This is a genomic window from Bacillus sp. cl96, from assembly GCF_900100505.1.
Classification (GTDB): domain Bacteria; phylum Bacillota; class Bacilli; order Bacillales; family Bacillaceae_G; genus Bacillus_A; species Bacillus_A cereus.
In genome coordinates, this window is record NZ_FNDM01000014.1 from 129,650 (window position 1) to 147,042 (window position 17,393).

The following is a 17,393-nucleotide window of genomic DNA, read 5'->3' on the forward strand; positions in this document are numbered from 1 at the left end:
ACTTAAAATCATGAATGATGAAAATAACATTATTATTTCTAGTTCTACTATGATGCTTGTTCCATACAATCACCCTTATTATCGTACAAAACTTATCGACAGTAGCGGAAATGATCTTCGTTCCTGCCAAACCGCATTACAACTTATCAAAAAATCTTGCTTAACCCATATTCACTCTACTTATCAAGGTAGACGTAATGCAGTCCAAACAAATTTTAGATTCAAACAAAACGTTCCAATTCCAATTAATCATCGGGAATACATTTGTACTTTTCCAACAGAATCTCCTTCATCTCCAAACTGTATATGGCTATTTTATAACCACATACACGATATAGACTTTTGCCAAAAGATTAAAAAGGCTAAAATACATTTTTCAAATGGCACTACAACAACAATATCTATCAGTCCCCATAAATTGCAGCAACAATTATTAAAAGCTGGATACATACTATCTCGTATGAACATGCAAGATTCACTACAATTTAAAAACCCCTTGTTACATTTACTACATTAAACTAACAAATAGAATGGAAAGCAACATCTCTTGCCTTCCATTCTTATATTAATATTTATCCTCTTACACTATCTCGCATTTTCTCAAGTGCTTGCCGATACATCCATCTTACTTGATAATATGTCATTTCCGTCTCTAAAGCGATTTCTCCCATCGTCTTCCCTACAAAAAAACGTTCAAAAATAATATACTTCTCCTTCTCATCTAACACGCTCATAAAATCCTTCACTCTTATTTCAACATCCTCAAAATGAAAGATATCCTCATACTCACCTACACATACACATCTCTCCTGCACTGCGAACTCTTTCTTCAATCTCTCTAATATATAACCACGCACCGTTACAACTGCATATGCAGGGAAATACCCCTTCTTTGCATCAAATCTTTCATACGCATGCCAAAGACCAATTAAACCACATTGATAATACTCTTCATAATCTTTACGAATACCTAATTTCTTTATTTGATTTACAATCATCCCTTCATACAAAACAACTGCCTCTTTAAAAGTCGCTGGCTTCACACAGTACCCGTTTCTAAAAGGTATACCTTTCTAGTATTCCGCGGTACCTTCACAATATAAAAATAAAGAAAAGATTTCACTGTGAGTCATTTCAAATACTACCGACGGAATCTGAAATTACACTATGTAGAATTTGAAATTCTGTTGGTGGTATTTGAAGTAAGGGTAAAAATAAAAAAGGTGACTCTTGGAAGAGCCACCTTTTCTATCTTATTTCCTTATTGGAACATACCTTGTAAAGCTCCGATTCCAAGAGTTAAAACAAAGAAAACAATAGTAATAATTGTTGCCTGCTTTTTAGTCAAACCTGCTGTAATTTGAAGACCTAGCCATGTAACTACATATCCCCAAATTGTAAACACTTCAAATTTACTTACAATACCTTTTACAACACCACTACTCGAGGCGAAAATTGGTCCTAGGCCAGTGTACATTTCTTGACCCGATCCACCTAAAATATAAGCTAAAATTATATTTATTAATACACCAATTAATGAAATAACACTTGAATATACAGTAATCGCCAATAATTTTTTATAAGAAGTATCATTGCTCATAAACACCATTAAGACTTTATACACTACAGCACTTAGTAAGAAACTAAATCCCATACCAAGAGCACCTACACCGAATCCCATACCATATGTCATTCCAGCTGAAACAGTAACACCTAACTCCTTATTGAGCTCAATTGCTTCAGGTGTTAGAGAATATACATAAGCAGCAAATCCCCCAATAAGTCCACCTAATAAAACAAGTAGCCAAAACGCTCCCCAAACTGCATTACTCGTTTTCATTCTTTCGAACTGCACTCCAGGAGAAGTGATCATTCCGAACAATGATGGCTTTTCTCCACCAACTTTTTGCGTATTCAAATTAGCTTCCATTATAACGCCTCCTTCTATTTATATAACCCGTTCTAACGGGCGGTTCACTTCCTCACGCAAGAGGCTACGAACCGCCCACTAGAACGGTAATGTGTAGTTCTACTACACTATTAATTACTCATAACGCAATGCTTCAATTGGATCTAATTTCGCAGCTTTGTTCGCTGGAATTAATCCGAAAATAATACCAAGTGTCATCGAGAACAGTACGCCTCCAACGACAACTTCCCATGAAACGAGTGGTGGCCATTTTGCGAATGTAGAAACGATATATGCTCCGCCATACCCAAGGCCAATTCCGATTAAACCACCTAGAAGCGTCAACATAACTGCTTCAATTAAAAACTGTAATAAAATTTTACTACGCGTTGCTCCAAGCGCTTTACGTATCCCAATTTCGCGCGTACGCTCCGTTACAGATACAAGCATGATGTTCATAACACCGATACCACCAACGACTAATGAAATACCAGCGATACCACCGATGATCATTGTCATAATGTTAGTAACTTTAGAAACATTTTCTTGGAATTCTTTTAAATTAACCAGTTCATATTTACCCGGAATTTCACTTGGCTTACGGCTATTTAATACATCAACAGCTTGTTTCCCTGCTGCTTCTAAATCGTCTACATTTTTAGCTTGAATTGCGATACTTTGAATTTCATCTGTTCCGTATAAAACAGGCCATAACGTAAGAGGGATTAACGCTTCTTCCATTTCAAATCCCATAAATTCATTATCAGATGTATACACACCGACAATTTGCATCGGTTGTCCTTTCATCTCAATAATTTGTCCTACTGGATTTACACCCTTAAATAACGTCTCTTCTGTTTTTGTACTAATCATCACAACGTTATTTGCATGAGAAATATCTGATTCATTTAAAGTACGTCCCTTTACGACCTTTACTTTATTAACCGCAAAATATTCATTATCAAGACCAATAACATTCAAATTTGCTTTTTTATCATTTACATCAAGCACCTCTGTCGTCTGGTTTGTCGTAATAACATGTGAAACATCTTTCACTTGTTTTACTTCCAAAATATCCTCTTCCGTTAACTTCGGCATTTCAAATCCACCTATAGCAAACTCATCATTAATATCTGGTTTAAATTGAATTGGCATAAGGTTATTACCACCAGAACCTGCGAATTTCGACTTCAGCATCGCTTCTCCGCCTTGCCCAATTGCAACGACTGTAATAATCGAACCTACCCCGATAATAATACCGAGCATCGTAAGAGCTGAACGTAATTTATGAGCTAAAATAGAAGATAGGGCAATTTTTATACTATCTAGTAAACTCATACCGCACACCTTCTATCTTCTGTAACTTTCCCGTCTCGCAGTACAATGCGGCGGGAAGAATACGCTGCCACTTCCTCTTCATGCGTAACCATAACAATCGTCGTACCTTCTGCATTAAGCTTCGTGAAAATATCCATAACTTGCTCACCAGACTTCGTATCAAGTGCACCAGTCGGTTCATCAGCCATAATGAACGTTGGATTATTTGCAATCGCTCTTGCAATCGCTACACGCTGCTTCTGTCCACCTGATAACTCATTTGGTAAATGATGCACGCGATCTGCCAATCCAACTTTACCTAACGCCTCCAAAGCACGCTTGCGACGCTCCGCTTTCTTCACGCCACCATATACGAGCGGAAGCTCAACATTTTCCACTGCGGAAAGACGAGGTAGTAAATTAAAATGCTGGAATACAAAGCCAATATATTCATTACGAATTAAAGCAAGCTTTGACTCGTCTGCTGTTAAGATATTCACGTCATTCAGCATATATTCGCCTTCTGTTGGACGATCTAAGCAACCAATAATATTCATAAGTGTCGACTTACCAGAACCAGACGGTCCCATAATCGAAACGAACTCACCGCTCTGAATTGTTAAACTAATACCATGCAAAATCGGCACTGCCAATTTTCCTTGATAATACGTTTTAGCAATATTATTTAACGTAATCATTTCTCTTTCACTTCCATTCCGTCATACACATCGTCGGAAGGATTTTTAACCACCTTTTGCCCCACTGTTACGCCTTCAGTAATCTCTGTCCAGTCTCCATCAGTAGAACCTTTTTTCACATTTTGTTTACGAAGCTTTCCTTTTTCCTCAACATAAACAAATGCATCATCGCCTTTTTCTACAATGCTTTTACTTGGAACAGCAATCATCGTCTTATTCTCTAAGTTTACTTGCAGAGAAACGTGATAACCTGGAGATAAACCATCTTGACTATCAAGGCTAGCTTTATATGTATACTGAGACATATTTTGAGTTGCTTCACCCATGCCGCCAGCTTGCGCCATCTCTGCACTTGTTGGGAACTCACTTACCTCTGTAATCTTACCTGTCCACTTCTTCTTATTATTTGCTTTTGCAGTTACAGTGAATGTTTGATCCTTTTGGATTTGTGACTTTTGAAGCTCAGTTAACGTACCTTGAACTTGGAATGGATCTTTAGAAGCTACTTGTAAAAACGCTTTTCCTTGACCACCTAACGCTTGAGATGAACTTTGTGCCGCATCTTTATCTAACTTTTGAACAACACCAGCAAAATTGCTATAAATCGTAAGTTCTTTCTGCTTCTTACTTAACTCTTCTTTCTGCAACTTTCCTTTTTCTTTCTCAAGGTCAATTGTTTTTTGTCCTATCTCTAACTCGTTTACTTGCTCGTCCATCGGATCTGTTACTTCTTTCCCCGCTCCGCTATCTTTCGCCTTCTTAATTTCTTTCTTCAACGAATCAATCTTCTTTTTCCCTTGATCATAACGCATATCCGCCATCTTCTGATCAAGCTCAGCTTGCTTCATTTGAAGGTTAATCTCTTCATTATCATAAGAGAATAACTTCGTGCCTTTCTCTACCTCTTGCCCTTCTTTTACCTCAATATCTTTCACTTTCCCTTTGGCCGGATCTGCATAGAAGCTTTCAATATTACCAGGCTTCACCTGACCAGAAATTAACTTCGTATTATTCAGCTTACGCTCTGTCACTTTCTCAAAACTTACAGCATCAGCATTTGTTGATGCGCCCTTCTTCTTACCTTGCATAACAAAAATATTAATTGCCGCTACAATAACAATTAGTGCAATAACCCCAATAATAATCCATTTCTTCTTCTTGTTTGGAGTACGAACCGTATTTGGTAACATATTCTCTCTCCCTTTATAAATTAATAGTTTAATAAATAACATAATTGTATAAAACTTTCTGAAAATAAACTGTATATTATTACAATCTTTTTACAAAGTTTTACACATCCATTTATATTGTAACAAAAATTCCAATGATTAGAAATATGACATTATATCTTTTAAGATAGATTTAAGGAAAGATTATATTATATAGAAAAAGCCATCCAAAATGATAATTGGATAGCTTTTTCAAACAAAATATTATGCTACTTTAGGGTCTTTTCTCTCATGTCCACGTTGAACAATAAATAAGAAGATTGTTGATAAAACCGCTCCTGTTAATAGTAAGATGAAACAACCATCCCAGCCAGAACTATCAACAATAACACCAATTGCTGCGTTAGCTACAAGACTTCCGCCTACATAACCGAATAGACCACACATACCAACTGTCGTACCTACTGCAAATTTCGGTACTAATTCCATCGCACTTAAACCGATTAAGAACTGTGGTACATAAATTAAACAACCGATAATAGAAACTGCAATACTTACAACAAGTACGCTAGTTGCTTGCCAATATATAAACGTACCAATAACAACTCCAACCATACTAATAATACATAATGGCATACGTTTTCCTTTAAATAATTTATCACTTAAAAAACCAACGATTAATGAACTTGGAATTGCCATACCTTCAAAGATTGCATATGCCGCATGCGCTTCTGCTTTTGAAAATCCTTTAACTGTCGTTAAATAAAGTGGAACCCAGTTAATAACACCGAAACGAATTAAATAAACAAAAGCATTCGCAATACATAAGAACCATACAAATTTATTTTTCACTACATACTTCATTAAAATTTCTTTTGGTGACATCTTGTTAGCATTATCTGCTTTTTCAAGATTTTCATAGTCATTACGATACTCATCAATTGGAGGAAGACCTTCAGATTCTGGTGTATCCTTCGCATTGATCCAAACAAGAACTGCAATTACCATTGCGATAATCGCAGGGAAAATAAACACGCCGCCTTGCCAATGATTTTCACCGAAAATACCTACACCAATTCCGACAAGTGGTGGCACAAGCATTCCACCAACGTTATGTGAAATATTCCAAAGACCTGTTTTCGTACCACGTTCTTTCTTCGAGAACCATTTCGTCATAACAATACTACAAGGTGGTGCTCCCATACCTTGTACAATACCGTTAACAACAAGTAATGTAACAATCATCCCAAATGATGAGGCAAAACCGAAACAAATATTTACAAGCCCTGATAAGAATAAACCGACTGCGATAAAGCGCTGGGCGAAAGCTTTATCTGATAAATTCCCCATAAAGAACTTACTAAATCCATAAACAATTGCCATTACTGAACCTAGTAGACCAATTTCAGCTGTACTAAAACCATATTCTTGTACTAAATACGTACTTGATAACGTAAAGTTACTACGAACTAAATAATAAGCAGCATATCCAACTGAAATGCCGATTAACACACGAATACGTAGTAATCGATATACACGGTCGATCATATCCGCTGGCAATCTTTCAATTGCAGGTGCTGGCTTGAGCCATTTAAACATATATTTTCGTCTCCTTTTCTCACTTCAGAGAGAGACGCTGTCTATTCCATATCTCGATTATTCCGCTATTTGATATATTTTGGTTTGTTCTTCTAACCGGCTGTCCTTCTATTTCTTTCTCATTCTTCGCAAACATCGTTGGTACGCCAAACGACACTTTTTCTAAAATATGCCCCGCTTCTTCTGATAAACAATAATCAATAAATAAATCCGCAATAATACCACTCGGTGCACGTTTTAGTTTAGAAATCGCATTAACAGATAACCCTGTTTGCTCAGGTTCGTTACTTAAAATCGGAAAGCCTTGTTTTTGAAGCATTCTCTGATCTCCCATAAAGTTAATGCCTATCATATATTCACCGCTCGCAACAAGTTCTGCTGGGATGTAACCATTCACTGTTACTTCTCCAACTTGTTCCGCCAGATTCTTCACATATTCCTTCGCTTCCTCTTCACCTAACGTATCAATAAGTGATTGAAAAAACGTATATGCTGTACCTGAAACATTTGGATCGGGCATGACAATCTTTCCTTTATATACTGGATTCAATAAATCTTTCCATCTTAACGGATACGAGAGACTGAGCGGCGCTATTTCCTCGTTCCACCGCTCTTTATTAATCGCAATTGCCAGCTTCTCCACTTCATAACCGTACCAATAACCATCTTTATCTTTAACAGTTTTTGAAATACGATTTGCATGTTGGCTTATCACAGGAATAGAAAGGTTTTTTTGCTTCATCATTTGATGCGCATCTACTGTACCGCCAATAATAATATCCGCCTTCGGATTTCCAGCTTCTTCTTCCACTCTACGAAGAAGTTCTTCTGTTGAAAGACGAATAAATTCATACGTACATCCGCGCGGCTTACAAAATGATGAAAGTAACGCTTCACCAACTTCCTCACGAGCCGCCACATACGCAACAATATGACGATCATCCAAAATAGGGAGACCATTTTCACTATATTTAATAGAGGTTGTATCTCGAGAGCAACTAGACATCGCTCCTCCAATTACTAGCAAAAAGAAGAAAAAGGCTATCTTTCTCATGACGCATTCTCCTTTACGAATAACTCTGCTAGAGAGCTTTTCATATACATGACATTTCCGTTATTATCACCGAGATATTGCACAACAAAGTACGATGGATACACAGAAATCGTAAGAATATCTTCACGATCATTCTTTACAAGCTTACCTGTTTTATAAGCTGTAATATAAGCAATCGGTTCATTCTGCGATTGTAATAACTTCTGAATTTCTCCGTAATCTGTAATTTGCTTTGCGTATCGAATAGAATCAAGTATGTGCGTAAGATTGATAGTACGTACCACATCGCCTTGACGTACTACGATATCCTTTGCTGAAGCAAAGAAATCACTAATACGCTCTGGCGTGTAATACAGGCTTAATAAATACGTTTGAAGTGCTGAAATCATCGGATCCATGCCATTCTTTCCGTATACATTTTCCCCATACTGGAACAAGTCACCTACTGCAAAAGTACGCTTATGTCCATTCAAGTACGTTACTTCTCCAGTAAATACTTGTTCTTGGCTCTTAACGCCCTCAGGCTCTATTCGAATTCGGTCAAAGAATGAAACAATCGTATGCAAACGAACTTCATCCGTTACAACAATTTCTCCCCACTTTTCATGTCTTACTTTCACTTCAATTGGAAGAGATTCATTCACCCTTTGTAAAACGGCTTGTTTATCATTTACAATGTTGATTCGATTATAGATTTGCTTCTCCATAACATAAAACAAAACAAGAGAAACAATCATACAAATGACAAACATAAGAATTTGAAATGATAGCCTTTTCATTTCTGCCTACCTCCAAGATAAAAAAACGTTGTTTCGAAAATACCGCATAATTGTTTCATAAATGTATCATTTAACCGCTTTCAAGTTTTTTATGTCTTCCATCCTTCTCGGAAGCAAAAATGTAATGAATATTGTAGTACCTATTTCTTCACTACTCTCAATCCGCATGCTTCCGCCCTGCTTACTCATAATCTCCTGACAAATATACAAACCATAACCATTCCCGTAACTAGAAGGAAGTGCCTTTCCTTTCGGAGACTCATTCCACTCTGCAAGCACCACTTCATCTATACCAATCCCATCATCATGAACAAAAACCTTCGCCTCATGCTCATTTACAATTACATTCATACGAATATGCGAAGCATCACTATACTTAATTGCATTATCAAGCACATTTAAGAAAATTTGCTTCGTCTTATCAAAATCCGCAACAACATGTACATCTATTAACTCATTTATCACTTCAATTTCAAACTGATTTAGACGAGGCTTCACAATTGAAATTGCTTCCTCTGCCAATTCCTTTATGTTCACAACTGTAGGAGACACTTCAAACGTACTCGTTCCATATTTCGAGGACTTAAGCAGCTCCTCTACAAGTGATAATAAACGCTCACTTTCCACAGCCACATAACGGAGACTTTCCTGTACATCTTCTTTCGATTGTAACTTCGGAATTAAATCAACATAACCGATAATTGCCGTTAGCGGTGTTTTTAACTCATGCGTAATGCGGTCTAGGAAATCTTTCTGCTTCTCTTTCTCCTCCTGCAATTGCTTAATATGCAGCTCAATTCCATCAGCCATCGCATTAAAAGATGCTGAAAGCTGAGCGATTTCCACGTACTCATTTAACTCAATCTTACTCTTATAATCACCATTCGCGAGCCTTTGTGCCATTTGTCTCAACTGATCAATTGGTTTATGAAGAGACTTCGCCAAACGAATCGCAAAGAAAATACCGGTAGCTACTAAACAAAGAGACGTCATTAAGAAAGTCCAGCTCACATTTGTTAAAACTTCCTTCTCACCCGTTAACTCATTTATAAAACGAATACTTCCAATGACATCGTTTCCATAATAAACCGGGCTTGAAAACAAAAGAATGGGAGCGGGATCCGCCTCCTCAAAAACATAAGACTTCTTCCCCTTCAAAGAACTCTCAATGTCGATGTTACGGTGAAGCAATGCTCCTTTTTGTGTATCTGCAACAACATCGCCATTCTTCCCAATCATCTGCACACGGACATCCATACGCTTTGCTAAATACGACGCAATTAAAAGTGAATTCGGACCAAGCGTATCCACTTCTGCTTCCTTCTCTAAATAATTCATCGTATAAATTTGTGCTTCTACACTTAACTTTTCTAAAGAATCTGCTGCGTTATGATACATATTCTTTTCTAACGTAATATAAACAACTGCATATAAAAGAACAAAAATCGGAATTAACAGCCCAACTATTCCAAACACCATATTTCGCTTTAAAGACATACCATCACCACTTAACAATCCAGTTTATAGCCAACGCCATAAATTGTCTTAATATATTCTCCACTCGTCCCAAGCTTCTTGCGAAGTCTCTGCACCATAATATCAACTGCTCTCGTATTTCCGATATACTCAAATCCCCATACTTTCTCAAGCAACTCATCCCTCATAAACACACGCTGCGGATTTGAAACAAACAACTGACATAAATTAAACTCTCGGTACGTTAACTGAATCTCTTGTCCACTCACATGTACCTTTCTTTCCTTAGGACAAATCACGATCTCTCCAGCCTCAATTACTTCATGACTTACAGCCGCCTCCGTCTTCTTTACACGCCGCGCCATATTCTTAACCCGAAGAATAAGCTCCGCATAATTAAACGGCTTCGTCACATAATCATCAGCACCAAGCTGCAATCCAAGCAACTTATCATTCATCTGACTCTTTGCCGTTAACATAAGCACCGGAATATCCCTATCCCTCTCACGGAACAAACGAAGCAACTCATACCCATCCGTATCCGGAAGCATAACATCCAAAATCAATACATCTGGCCCTTCATTCCATCGCTCCAAAGCTTCTCTCCCGTCAGCCGCTGCCAATACTTCATAACCTTCCATCTCCAACTGCATCCGAATCAAATTACGAATACTCGATTCATCATCAACCACAAGTATTTTCATCATTCTCCTCCTTCCATCATGTATTATAGTACAGTTTAGTATAGCAAAAATCCTATAAAAAAAGAGAGGGTATGGTCGAACATATTTTGTCGACCATACCCTCTCCTGTTATATTTTCTCTTACACACTCGCAACAATAACTTCAGCACGCCCTACAATCTTATATTCCCCAAAGTTACTTGGTAATATGAAATGATCCCCTTCTTCAAATCGATACGTTTCATTACCATGCATTAACTCTCCTTCTCCATCTATTACACTTAAGAGAAGAAATGGACTTTTTTGCGTTAAATTAACCACTCCATCTAAATTCCATTTATTCACGGAAAAATAAGAGCACTCAATAAACTTGGTTACACATAAATCTTCTATTTCTTCATATTGAACAACTTGTTGACTTGAAACAAATGGCGTTTCTATTACTTCCATACTTTTATCAAGATGAAGTTCACGTAAATTCCCCTCTGAATCTCTTCTATTATAATCATATAATCGATAAGTAGTATCAGAGTTTTGTTGTGTTTCTAATATTAAAATACCTTCACCAATTGCATGAACAGTCCCGCTTGGAACAAAGAAGAAATCACCTGGCTTCACCCTTACACGTTGTAATAGCTTGTCCCACTCTTCTTGCTCCACCATCTCTACTAGTTCATCCTTTGTCTTTGCATGATGCCCATAAATAATTTCAGCACCTTCTTTACAATCAATGATATACCAGCATTCAGTCTTTCCTAGCTCACCATTTTCATTTATACGTGCATATTCATCATTTGGATGCACTTGAACAGATAAGTCACGATTTGCATCTAAAATTTTTGTAAGAAGAGGGAAGCAATCCCCCTCAATATCCCCAAATAATTCTCGATGATTATTCCACAATTGTCCTAAAGACAAGCCTTTATACTTTCCATTTTTAACTACACTTTCTCCATTTTGATGCGCAGCAAAAGCCCAACATTCTCCCGTTTGTTCTGATGGTATTTCATATCCGAAAGAAGTTAATTTCGTACCACCCCAAATTCTTTCTTTAAAAATGGGTGCAAAAAATAACGGTTCTGTCATGATTAAAATCCTCCATTTTATACGATGTCATCTAATAACTTATGTGCTTCTTCTTTCGTTTGGACAGATATTAATCTCTCTCTATAACTATCATCCATAAGTTTTCTTGAAAGCATTTGAAGAATCTTCAAGTGCTCATTTCCTTCACTCTCTTTTGGAACTGCAATCATAAATATTAATTTTGCATCCGTTCCATCTAAACTCTTCCAATCTACCCCTGATTGTTTAATTCCAAATACAACACTCGGTTTTTTTACTGCATTCGACTTCCCATGAGGAATCGCAATATTCATTCCAATGCCTGTACTACTCTCTGCTTCGCGACTCATAATTGCTTGCTTAAACTCTGAATCAGAATGTAAAACACCTACAGCATTTAATTTCTCAATCATTTCATCAATAATATCGTCACGTGTCTCTCCTGCTAAATTAATATCAATTAGCTCCAGACTCGTTATATCTGTTAATTTCTGAATTTCAACCTTTTCAGCTTGCTTTTCTATTACTTGCCCTTGAACTTCTGCTACTTCCTTTGTTGCTGACACTTCTTTCATTTCTTTTAATTCCTGTGTTTCTTCAGCTTTTGAAATATCTTTCTTTAATACATTCACAATAACCGCTGTAACAAGAGAACCTGCAATAATAGCAATAAAGAACATAAACACGTTATCTACAGCTCCTAGTACCGCAACAATTGGTCCACCATGTGCTACTCTATCCCCTACGTTACCAATCATTGCAATAACAGCACCTGTCATCGAACCAGCCATAATACTTGGAATAACACGTAATGGATCCTGCGCTGCAAAAGGAATAGCTCCTTCTGTAATACCGAATAAGCCCATCGTAAATGAGGCTTTCCCCATTTCCTTTTCCGACTCTTGGAACTTTCTCTTTCCTATAAATGTAGCAAGTCCCATCCCAATTGGCGGAATACAAATTGCTGCTGCAATCGGTCCCATAATTTCATAATTTCCTTCTCCAATCATTGCGGAACCAAATAAGAATGCCACCTTATTTACTGGACCACCCATATCAAATGAAATCATTGCACCTAAAATTAAGGCTAAAAGAATCGAACTTGAACCTTGCATACCAGATAACCAAGCTGTTAACGATTCAAATACTTGCGCTACAGGAGCACCAATAATAAACACAAACGCTAAACCTACAATAAGTGATGTAAATACCGGAATAATAATAATTGGCATAATTGGTTGAATTGCTTTTGGCACTTTTAACTTTTTAATTCCCAGAGCTACATAACCAGCTAAGAAACCTGCGATAATTCCACCTAGGAAGCCAGCCCCACTCTCACTACCATAAAAACTTCCCGTTGCTGCGATATATCCGCCAATCATACCAGGAACTAGTCCAGGTTTATCAGCTATACTATACGCAATATAACCAGCTAAAATTGGCACCATGAATGCAAATGAAGCTCCACCTATTTGCTCAATTGTTTTCCAAAAAGATCCTTCTGGTATTACTAAACCACCAGGAGTTTTTTCGCCGCCAAGTGTCAATGCAATTGCGATTAATAATCCCCCAACAACTATGAAAGGAACCATGAATGATACACCATTCATTAAATGACGGTATATAGGGTTTTGTTTTTTTCCTTGTGAATCATTTCCTGTTTTTTGCACCTCCGAATGATACACAGGAACATTACCATCTACTACTTTTTGAATAAGTTCCTCTGGTTTACGAATACCCTCTTTAACTCCTACAACTAATAACTTTTTACCTATGAATCTATCTTTATTTACTACTCGATCCGCAGCTATAATGATGCCATCTGCTTCACGAATCTCTTGCTCAGTAAGTTCATTTTCAACACCTATACCACCTTGTGTTTCAACTTTCATTTTAATCCCTAATTTATCCGCTGCTTTTTGCAAGTTTTCTGCAGCCATATACGTATGGGCAATCCCATTTGGACACGATGTAATCGCTAATACTTTCATTTTAATCCTCCTTACCATTATGTAAGCGCCTACAAATAATATATATCAATATTTGCTTCATAAAAGTTTTCTTTTTTACCGTAACTTCTGGAAAAAACATTATTTTACCGAAGAAATCAAAAAAGTAAGGCTTCTCGCCTTACCTATTCATATCTTAAATAAGATAAAAACTTCATTATATTGGTTTCCTTTATAAGTTTCTGTACAAAAACAGGTTGTTCACTTATAAAAGACAACTCATGAAATAACTGCTTCGTAACTTCCTTACCATCACTCTTAACTGCTAACATAAATACGAGCGATACTTTCTCTACTCCCCAATCCAACGGCTCCCTAAGCGTAGCCACTGCAATTGCGGATTGTTTAATTAGCTTAGGACTTCCGTGCGGAATGGCAACCCCTGCACCAATTGTTGTTGCTGACATTCTATCTCTAGCAATCGCACTTTCAATATATTCTTTCTCTACATATCCCTTTTCATAAAGAGATCTCGCCAATTTTTCAATTAATTCGTATCGATGTTCTACTTCTTGTTGTAAAAAGACTAAAAAAGGCGTTGTGTAATTCAATAACACAAAGTCCTTATTTCCGTTAGACGGTAGTTTATCTAATTTCTTCATAAAATCCTCTAACTTACTTTCTTCACTCCGCTCTAATAAAGGAGATACAACAAAGTGAGGGATATTTAACGGCGGGAGATCTATCGTAGAAATAATAAGCTCTACCTTTTTATTTTTCATTAAGTATCCTTCTAAATCGGACTTTGCGATACAATCCATCACATGGACATACCGGAATTTCCTTTCGATTTTTGTCCGTAATAATTGCGACATCCCTATTCCCATATGACAAACAATAATTACATTTTTCGATACCTTTTTATCACTCAAACGATCCATTGCTGCCTGAAAATGTAAAGTAAGATAGGCTGCTTCTTCCTCAGGGATTTGTAGACTTAATGATTTATTAATATCATCCAGCTCATGAATTAACATATCAAACATATATGGATACATTCGCTTAATTTCATGAAGCATCGGATTCGAGACAGAAAGATTATACTGCAAACGATTTAATGTCGTATACAAATGCATCTGCAATCCCTCTAATAAATACGTATCCTTCTCGAAATCAATTTCATTCAACCTAGACATACGATCTATTAAATACGATACAATTTGTGAAAGCACAGGACTACTCACATTTAACTTACTTCTTTCCCATCTATCTTGATAACGAAACTTTCCACCTAAAATATGAATGGCTAAATAAGCTACCTCTTCCTCAGTAAAATGAACCGTAAATACAAACTCTAACCTTGTTAAAAAATCTAATGTCCACCCATACTCTTTCGTCTCCTGCACAAAGTTCAAATCATCTTTAGACATTGAAATTGGTTGTTTTAACTTCATCCTCCGCACCATGATTAATGTATGTAATAAAAGGTTCTCTAACGTATCGTCTGTAAAAAACGTACCATATCTTTGTTGTAACGCTTTCAATTCAGTCATTACAAACTCAATTTCATGATACAAAAATTGCTTTTTAATAAATCGATTCATTAATTCACAATTATTAATTAAATCTGATAGTTTAGCTAATGCCTTCCTCTTACTTCTCTCATCGCTCCCTACCGTTAATCCTATCCTTTGCTTTACAACTAAATCTAACCCTAGTTCCTCAAGCCACGTTTCAATTCTATCTAAATCTTTCTTAACCGTAGCTCTATTAACAAAATACTGCTCAGCAAGCTCCTTCACTGTAACCGGCTTAACATTCATCAACAAGCTATACGCAATTTGCAACACTCTCTCCTCGTCTGATGCATAGCCTACATCCTGTTTTACAGCATATAATTTATTGAACAAACTGGACTTATCATAATCCTTAATTTCTAAACAGACACCTAAACCCGGTCTCCGAATAAGAAGTGCATCTGAATACTTCTCTAAATATCCCTCAATCACCTTAAAATCATTACGAATCGTCTTCTCCGAACATTCTACCCTATCAGCAAGCTCCTTCACTAACAAATACTCATTAGACTCAGATAATAAAACTTGTAAAATTTCTTGTTGTCTTTTATTCATCTATTTCACCTGTTTCTTTTATCCTTTACAAACGATATATTACTAACTTAGTGTATTTATCATAGCATATTGGTAGATTAGTGAATCAGTGGATTTTATAGTTTGAAATTTGTTCATAAAAAAGAAGAGTTCGATATTCAACCGAACTCTTCTAAAATTTATTATAAACGATTCATAATGTCTTCTTTAATAGTAAGTAACTTTTGTTCACTATTTTGTAAAGAACTATCTTTCACACCAAAGTAAAACTTAATCTTCGGCTCAGTTCCAGATGGACGTAGGCAGAACCATGAACCGTCCTCTAATTGATATTTTAACACATTTGATTTCGGTAAGTGAATCTCTTCTTTATGTCCATCTTGTAAAGATGTAACGATGCTTGCTTTGTAGTCTTCAACTGCTACGACTGTTAAGCCAGCTACTTCTTTCGGCGGATTCTCACGGAACGTTGCCATCATCTCTTGGATTTTTTCCGCTCCATCTTTTCCTTTTAACGTTAACGATACAAGGTCTTCACGGAAGAAACCGTACTTCTCAAATACTTCTAATAGACCGTTATATAACGTTTTCCCTTGTGATTTGTAGTATGCAGCTACTTCACATGCAAATAGGACAGATTGTACTGCATCTTTATCACGGCAGAATGGGCGGATTAAATAACCATAGCTTTCCTCATAACCGAATTGGAATTCATATTGTCCGCTTTCTTCATACTGCCTAATTTTCTCACCGATAAATTTAAATCCAGTTAACGTATCAACTGTATCTAAACCGTATGCTTTCGCAATTGTACGACCAATCTCAGACGTTACGATTGTTTTTAATACGGCACCGTTCTCCGGAAGCGTTCCGTTTTCTTTCTTTTGAGATAGTAAGTAATCAAGCATTAATGCACCTGTTTGGTTTCCTGTTAATACTTGGAACTCACCATTATGATTGCGCACCGCTACACCTAGACGATCTGCGTCAGGATCAGTTGCGATTAATACATCTGCGCCTACCTTTTCACCATCACGAATGGCATACTCAAACGCTGCGTGCTCTTCTGGGTTCGGTGATTTTACTGTAGAGAAGTTTGGATCTGGTAACTCTTGCTCTTTTACAACTGTTACATCTGTAAATCCAACTTCTTTTAAACCACGGCGTACAGAAATATTTGATGTTCCGTGCAATGGTGTAAAGACGATTTTTAAGTCTTTGCCGACCTTTTGCACCATTTCTTTATTAATGATGACATTGTTCAATTCTGCAGCATATGCATCATCTACTTCTTGTCCAATAATATGTAATAAACCGTCAGCTTTTAATTGCTCTACATCAGCGACTTCAACTGTTAATTCATCTTCTACTGCATTTACGTAGCTAATTAACTCATCTGCTTCTTTTGGAGGTAACTGTCCACCATCTTCACCGTATACTTTGTATCCGTTATATTCAGGCGGATTATGGCTTGCCGTAAGAACGATTCCACTTACTGTATGTAAATGACGAACTGCGAAAGAAAGTACTGGCGTTGGACGTAAGCTTTCAAACACATATGTTGTGATACCGCGTGCCCCAAGT

The 17,393-nt window shown here is 36.9% G+C and carries 15 protein-coding genes; 1 reads left to right on the forward strand and 14 read right to left on the reverse strand.

Features of this window, described 5'->3' with window-relative positions; translation table 11 throughout:
- Positions 1–10: 10 nt before the first annotated feature.
- Entirely contained in the window at positions 11–517 is a 507-nt protein-coding gene (locus tag BLT20_RS24760) for a competence protein ComK (protein ID WP_000997459.1), read from the forward strand.
- Positions 518–572: 55 nt separating this feature from the next.
- Here BLT20_RS24760 and BLT20_RS24765 read toward each other — a convergent pair whose 3' ends face one another.
- The 14 genes from BLT20_RS24765 to BLT20_RS24835 all read right to left on the reverse strand — a co-directional run.
- A complete protein-coding gene (locus BLT20_RS24765; RefSeq protein WP_002026588.1) occupies positions 573–1,043 on the reverse strand; it encodes a sigma-70 family RNA polymerase sigma factor in 471 nt (156 codons plus the stop codon).
- Positions 1,044–1,261: 218 nt separating this feature from the next.
- A complete protein-coding gene (locus tag BLT20_RS24775) occupies positions 1,262–1,930 on the reverse strand; it encodes a YknW family membrane protein (protein WP_000387955.1) in 669 nt (222 codons plus the stop codon).
- A 114-nt stretch (positions 1,931–2,044) separates the two neighbouring features.
- Positions 2,045–3,247: an ABC transporter permease gene (locus tag BLT20_RS24780; protein ID WP_000054365.1), complete on the reverse strand. Its 1,203-nt coding sequence runs from the start codon at positions 3,245–3,247 to the stop codon at positions 2,045–2,047.
- Positions 3,244–3,924: an ABC transporter ATP-binding protein gene (locus tag BLT20_RS24785; protein ID WP_000631624.1), complete on the reverse strand. Its 681-nt coding sequence runs from the start codon at positions 3,922–3,924 to the stop codon at positions 3,244–3,246. The genes BLT20_RS24780 and BLT20_RS24785 overlap by 4 nt, the downstream gene beginning before the upstream one ends.
- Positions 3,921–5,114, reverse strand: a complete 1,194-nt coding sequence (locus tag BLT20_RS24790; protein WP_000937319.1) for an efflux RND transporter periplasmic adaptor subunit — start codon at positions 5,112–5,114, stop codon at positions 3,921–3,923. The genes BLT20_RS24785 and BLT20_RS24790 overlap by 4 nt, the downstream gene beginning before the upstream one ends.
- A gap of 243 nt (positions 5,115–5,357) precedes the next feature.
- A complete protein-coding gene (locus BLT20_RS24795; protein WP_000477602.1) occupies positions 5,358–6,692 on the reverse strand; it encodes an MFS transporter in 1,335 nt (444 codons plus the stop codon).
- Positions 6,693–6,711: 19 nt separating this feature from the next.
- Positions 6,712–7,746, reverse strand: a complete 1,035-nt coding sequence (locus BLT20_RS24800; RefSeq protein WP_001225636.1) for an ABC transporter substrate-binding protein — start codon at positions 7,744–7,746, stop codon at positions 6,712–6,714.
- On the reverse strand, positions 7,743–8,525 hold the full coding sequence (locus tag BLT20_RS24805; protein WP_000826614.1) for a DUF3919 family protein: 783 nt from the start codon (positions 8,523–8,525) through the stop codon (positions 7,743–7,745). The genes BLT20_RS24800 and BLT20_RS24805 overlap by 4 nt, the downstream gene beginning before the upstream one ends.
- 66 nt (positions 8,526–8,591) lie before the next feature.
- Positions 8,592–10,022 carry a HAMP domain-containing sensor histidine kinase gene (locus BLT20_RS24810; protein ID WP_000054016.1) on the reverse strand — a complete coding sequence of 477 codons (1,431 nt, stop codon included), beginning with the start codon at positions 10,020–10,022 and terminating at the stop codon, positions 8,592–8,594.
- An 11-nt stretch (positions 10,023–10,033) separates the two neighbouring features.
- The gene (locus BLT20_RS24815) at positions 10,034–10,705 is read right to left on the reverse strand and encodes a response regulator transcription factor (protein ID WP_000699553.1); all 672 of its coding nucleotides are present in this window, start codon (positions 10,703–10,705) and stop codon (positions 10,034–10,036) included.
- A 120-nt stretch (positions 10,706–10,825) separates the two neighbouring features.
- Complete coding sequence (gene manA, locus BLT20_RS24820) at positions 10,826–11,770, reverse strand: mannose-6-phosphate isomerase, class I (RefSeq protein WP_000138676.1); 945 nt, start codon at positions 11,768–11,770, stop codon at positions 10,826–10,828.
- A gap of 17 nt (positions 11,771–11,787) precedes the next feature.
- Positions 11,788–13,740, reverse strand: a complete 1,953-nt coding sequence (locus BLT20_RS24825; RefSeq protein WP_000865776.1) for a PTS fructose transporter subunit IIABC — start codon at positions 13,738–13,740, stop codon at positions 11,788–11,790.
- 143 nt (positions 13,741–13,883) lie between these two features.
- Positions 13,884–15,830 (reverse strand): BglG family transcription antiterminator, encoded by a 1,947-nt coding sequence (locus tag BLT20_RS24830; RefSeq protein ID WP_001042644.1) that lies wholly within the window; start codon positions 15,828–15,830, stop codon positions 13,884–13,886.
- A gap of 161 nt (positions 15,831–15,991) precedes the next feature.
- Positions 15,992–17,393 (reverse strand): phospho-sugar mutase (locus BLT20_RS24835; RefSeq protein WP_090869588.1); only part of this gene is annotated, 1,402 nt, incomplete at its 5' end.

Excerpts from the sequence above, each read along its gene's own strand:
- BLT20_RS24760 (WP_000997459.1), top strand. The coding sequence starts at position 11 with ATGAATGATGAAAATAACATTATTATTTCTAGTTCTACTATGATGCTT.
- BLT20_RS24775 (WP_000387955.1), bottom strand. The coding sequence starts at position 1,930 with ATGGAAGCTAATTTGAATACGCAAAAAGTTGGTGGAGAAAAGCCATCA.
- BLT20_RS24780 (WP_000054365.1), bottom strand. The coding sequence starts at position 3,247 with ATGAGTTTACTAGATAGTATAAAAATTGCCCTATCTTCTATTTTAGCT.
- BLT20_RS24785 (WP_000631624.1), bottom strand. The coding sequence starts at position 3,924 with ATGATTACGTTAAATAATATTGCTAAAACGTATTATCAAGGAAAATTG.
- BLT20_RS24790 (WP_000937319.1), bottom strand. The coding sequence starts at position 5,114 with ATGTTACCAAATACGGTTCGTACTCCAAACAAGAAGAAGAAATGGATT.
- BLT20_RS24795 (WP_000477602.1), bottom strand. The coding sequence starts at position 6,692 with ATGTTTAAATGGCTCAAGCCAGCACCTGCAATTGAAAGATTGCCAGCG.
- BLT20_RS24800 (WP_001225636.1), bottom strand. The coding sequence starts at position 7,746 with ATGAGAAAGATAGCCTTTTTCTTCTTTTTGCTAGTAATTGGAGGAGCG.
- BLT20_RS24805 (WP_000826614.1), bottom strand. The coding sequence starts at position 8,525 with ATGAAAAGGCTATCATTTCAAATTCTTATGTTTGTCATTTGTATGATT.
- BLT20_RS24810 (WP_000054016.1), bottom strand. The coding sequence starts at position 10,022 with ATGTCTTTAAAGCGAAATATGGTGTTTGGAATAGTTGGGCTGTTAATT.
- BLT20_RS24815 (WP_000699553.1), bottom strand. The coding sequence starts at position 10,705 with ATGAAAATACTTGTGGTTGATGATGAATCGAGTATTCGTAATTTGATT.
- manA (WP_000138676.1), bottom strand. The coding sequence starts at position 11,770 with ATGACAGAACCGTTATTTTTTGCACCCATTTTTAAAGAAAGAATTTGG.
- BLT20_RS24825 (WP_000865776.1), bottom strand. The coding sequence starts at position 13,740 with ATGAAAGTATTAGCGATTACATCGTGTCCAAATGGGATTGCCCATACG.
- BLT20_RS24830 (WP_001042644.1), bottom strand. The coding sequence starts at position 15,830 with ATGAATAAAAGACAACAAGAAATTTTACAAGTTTTATTATCTGAGTCT.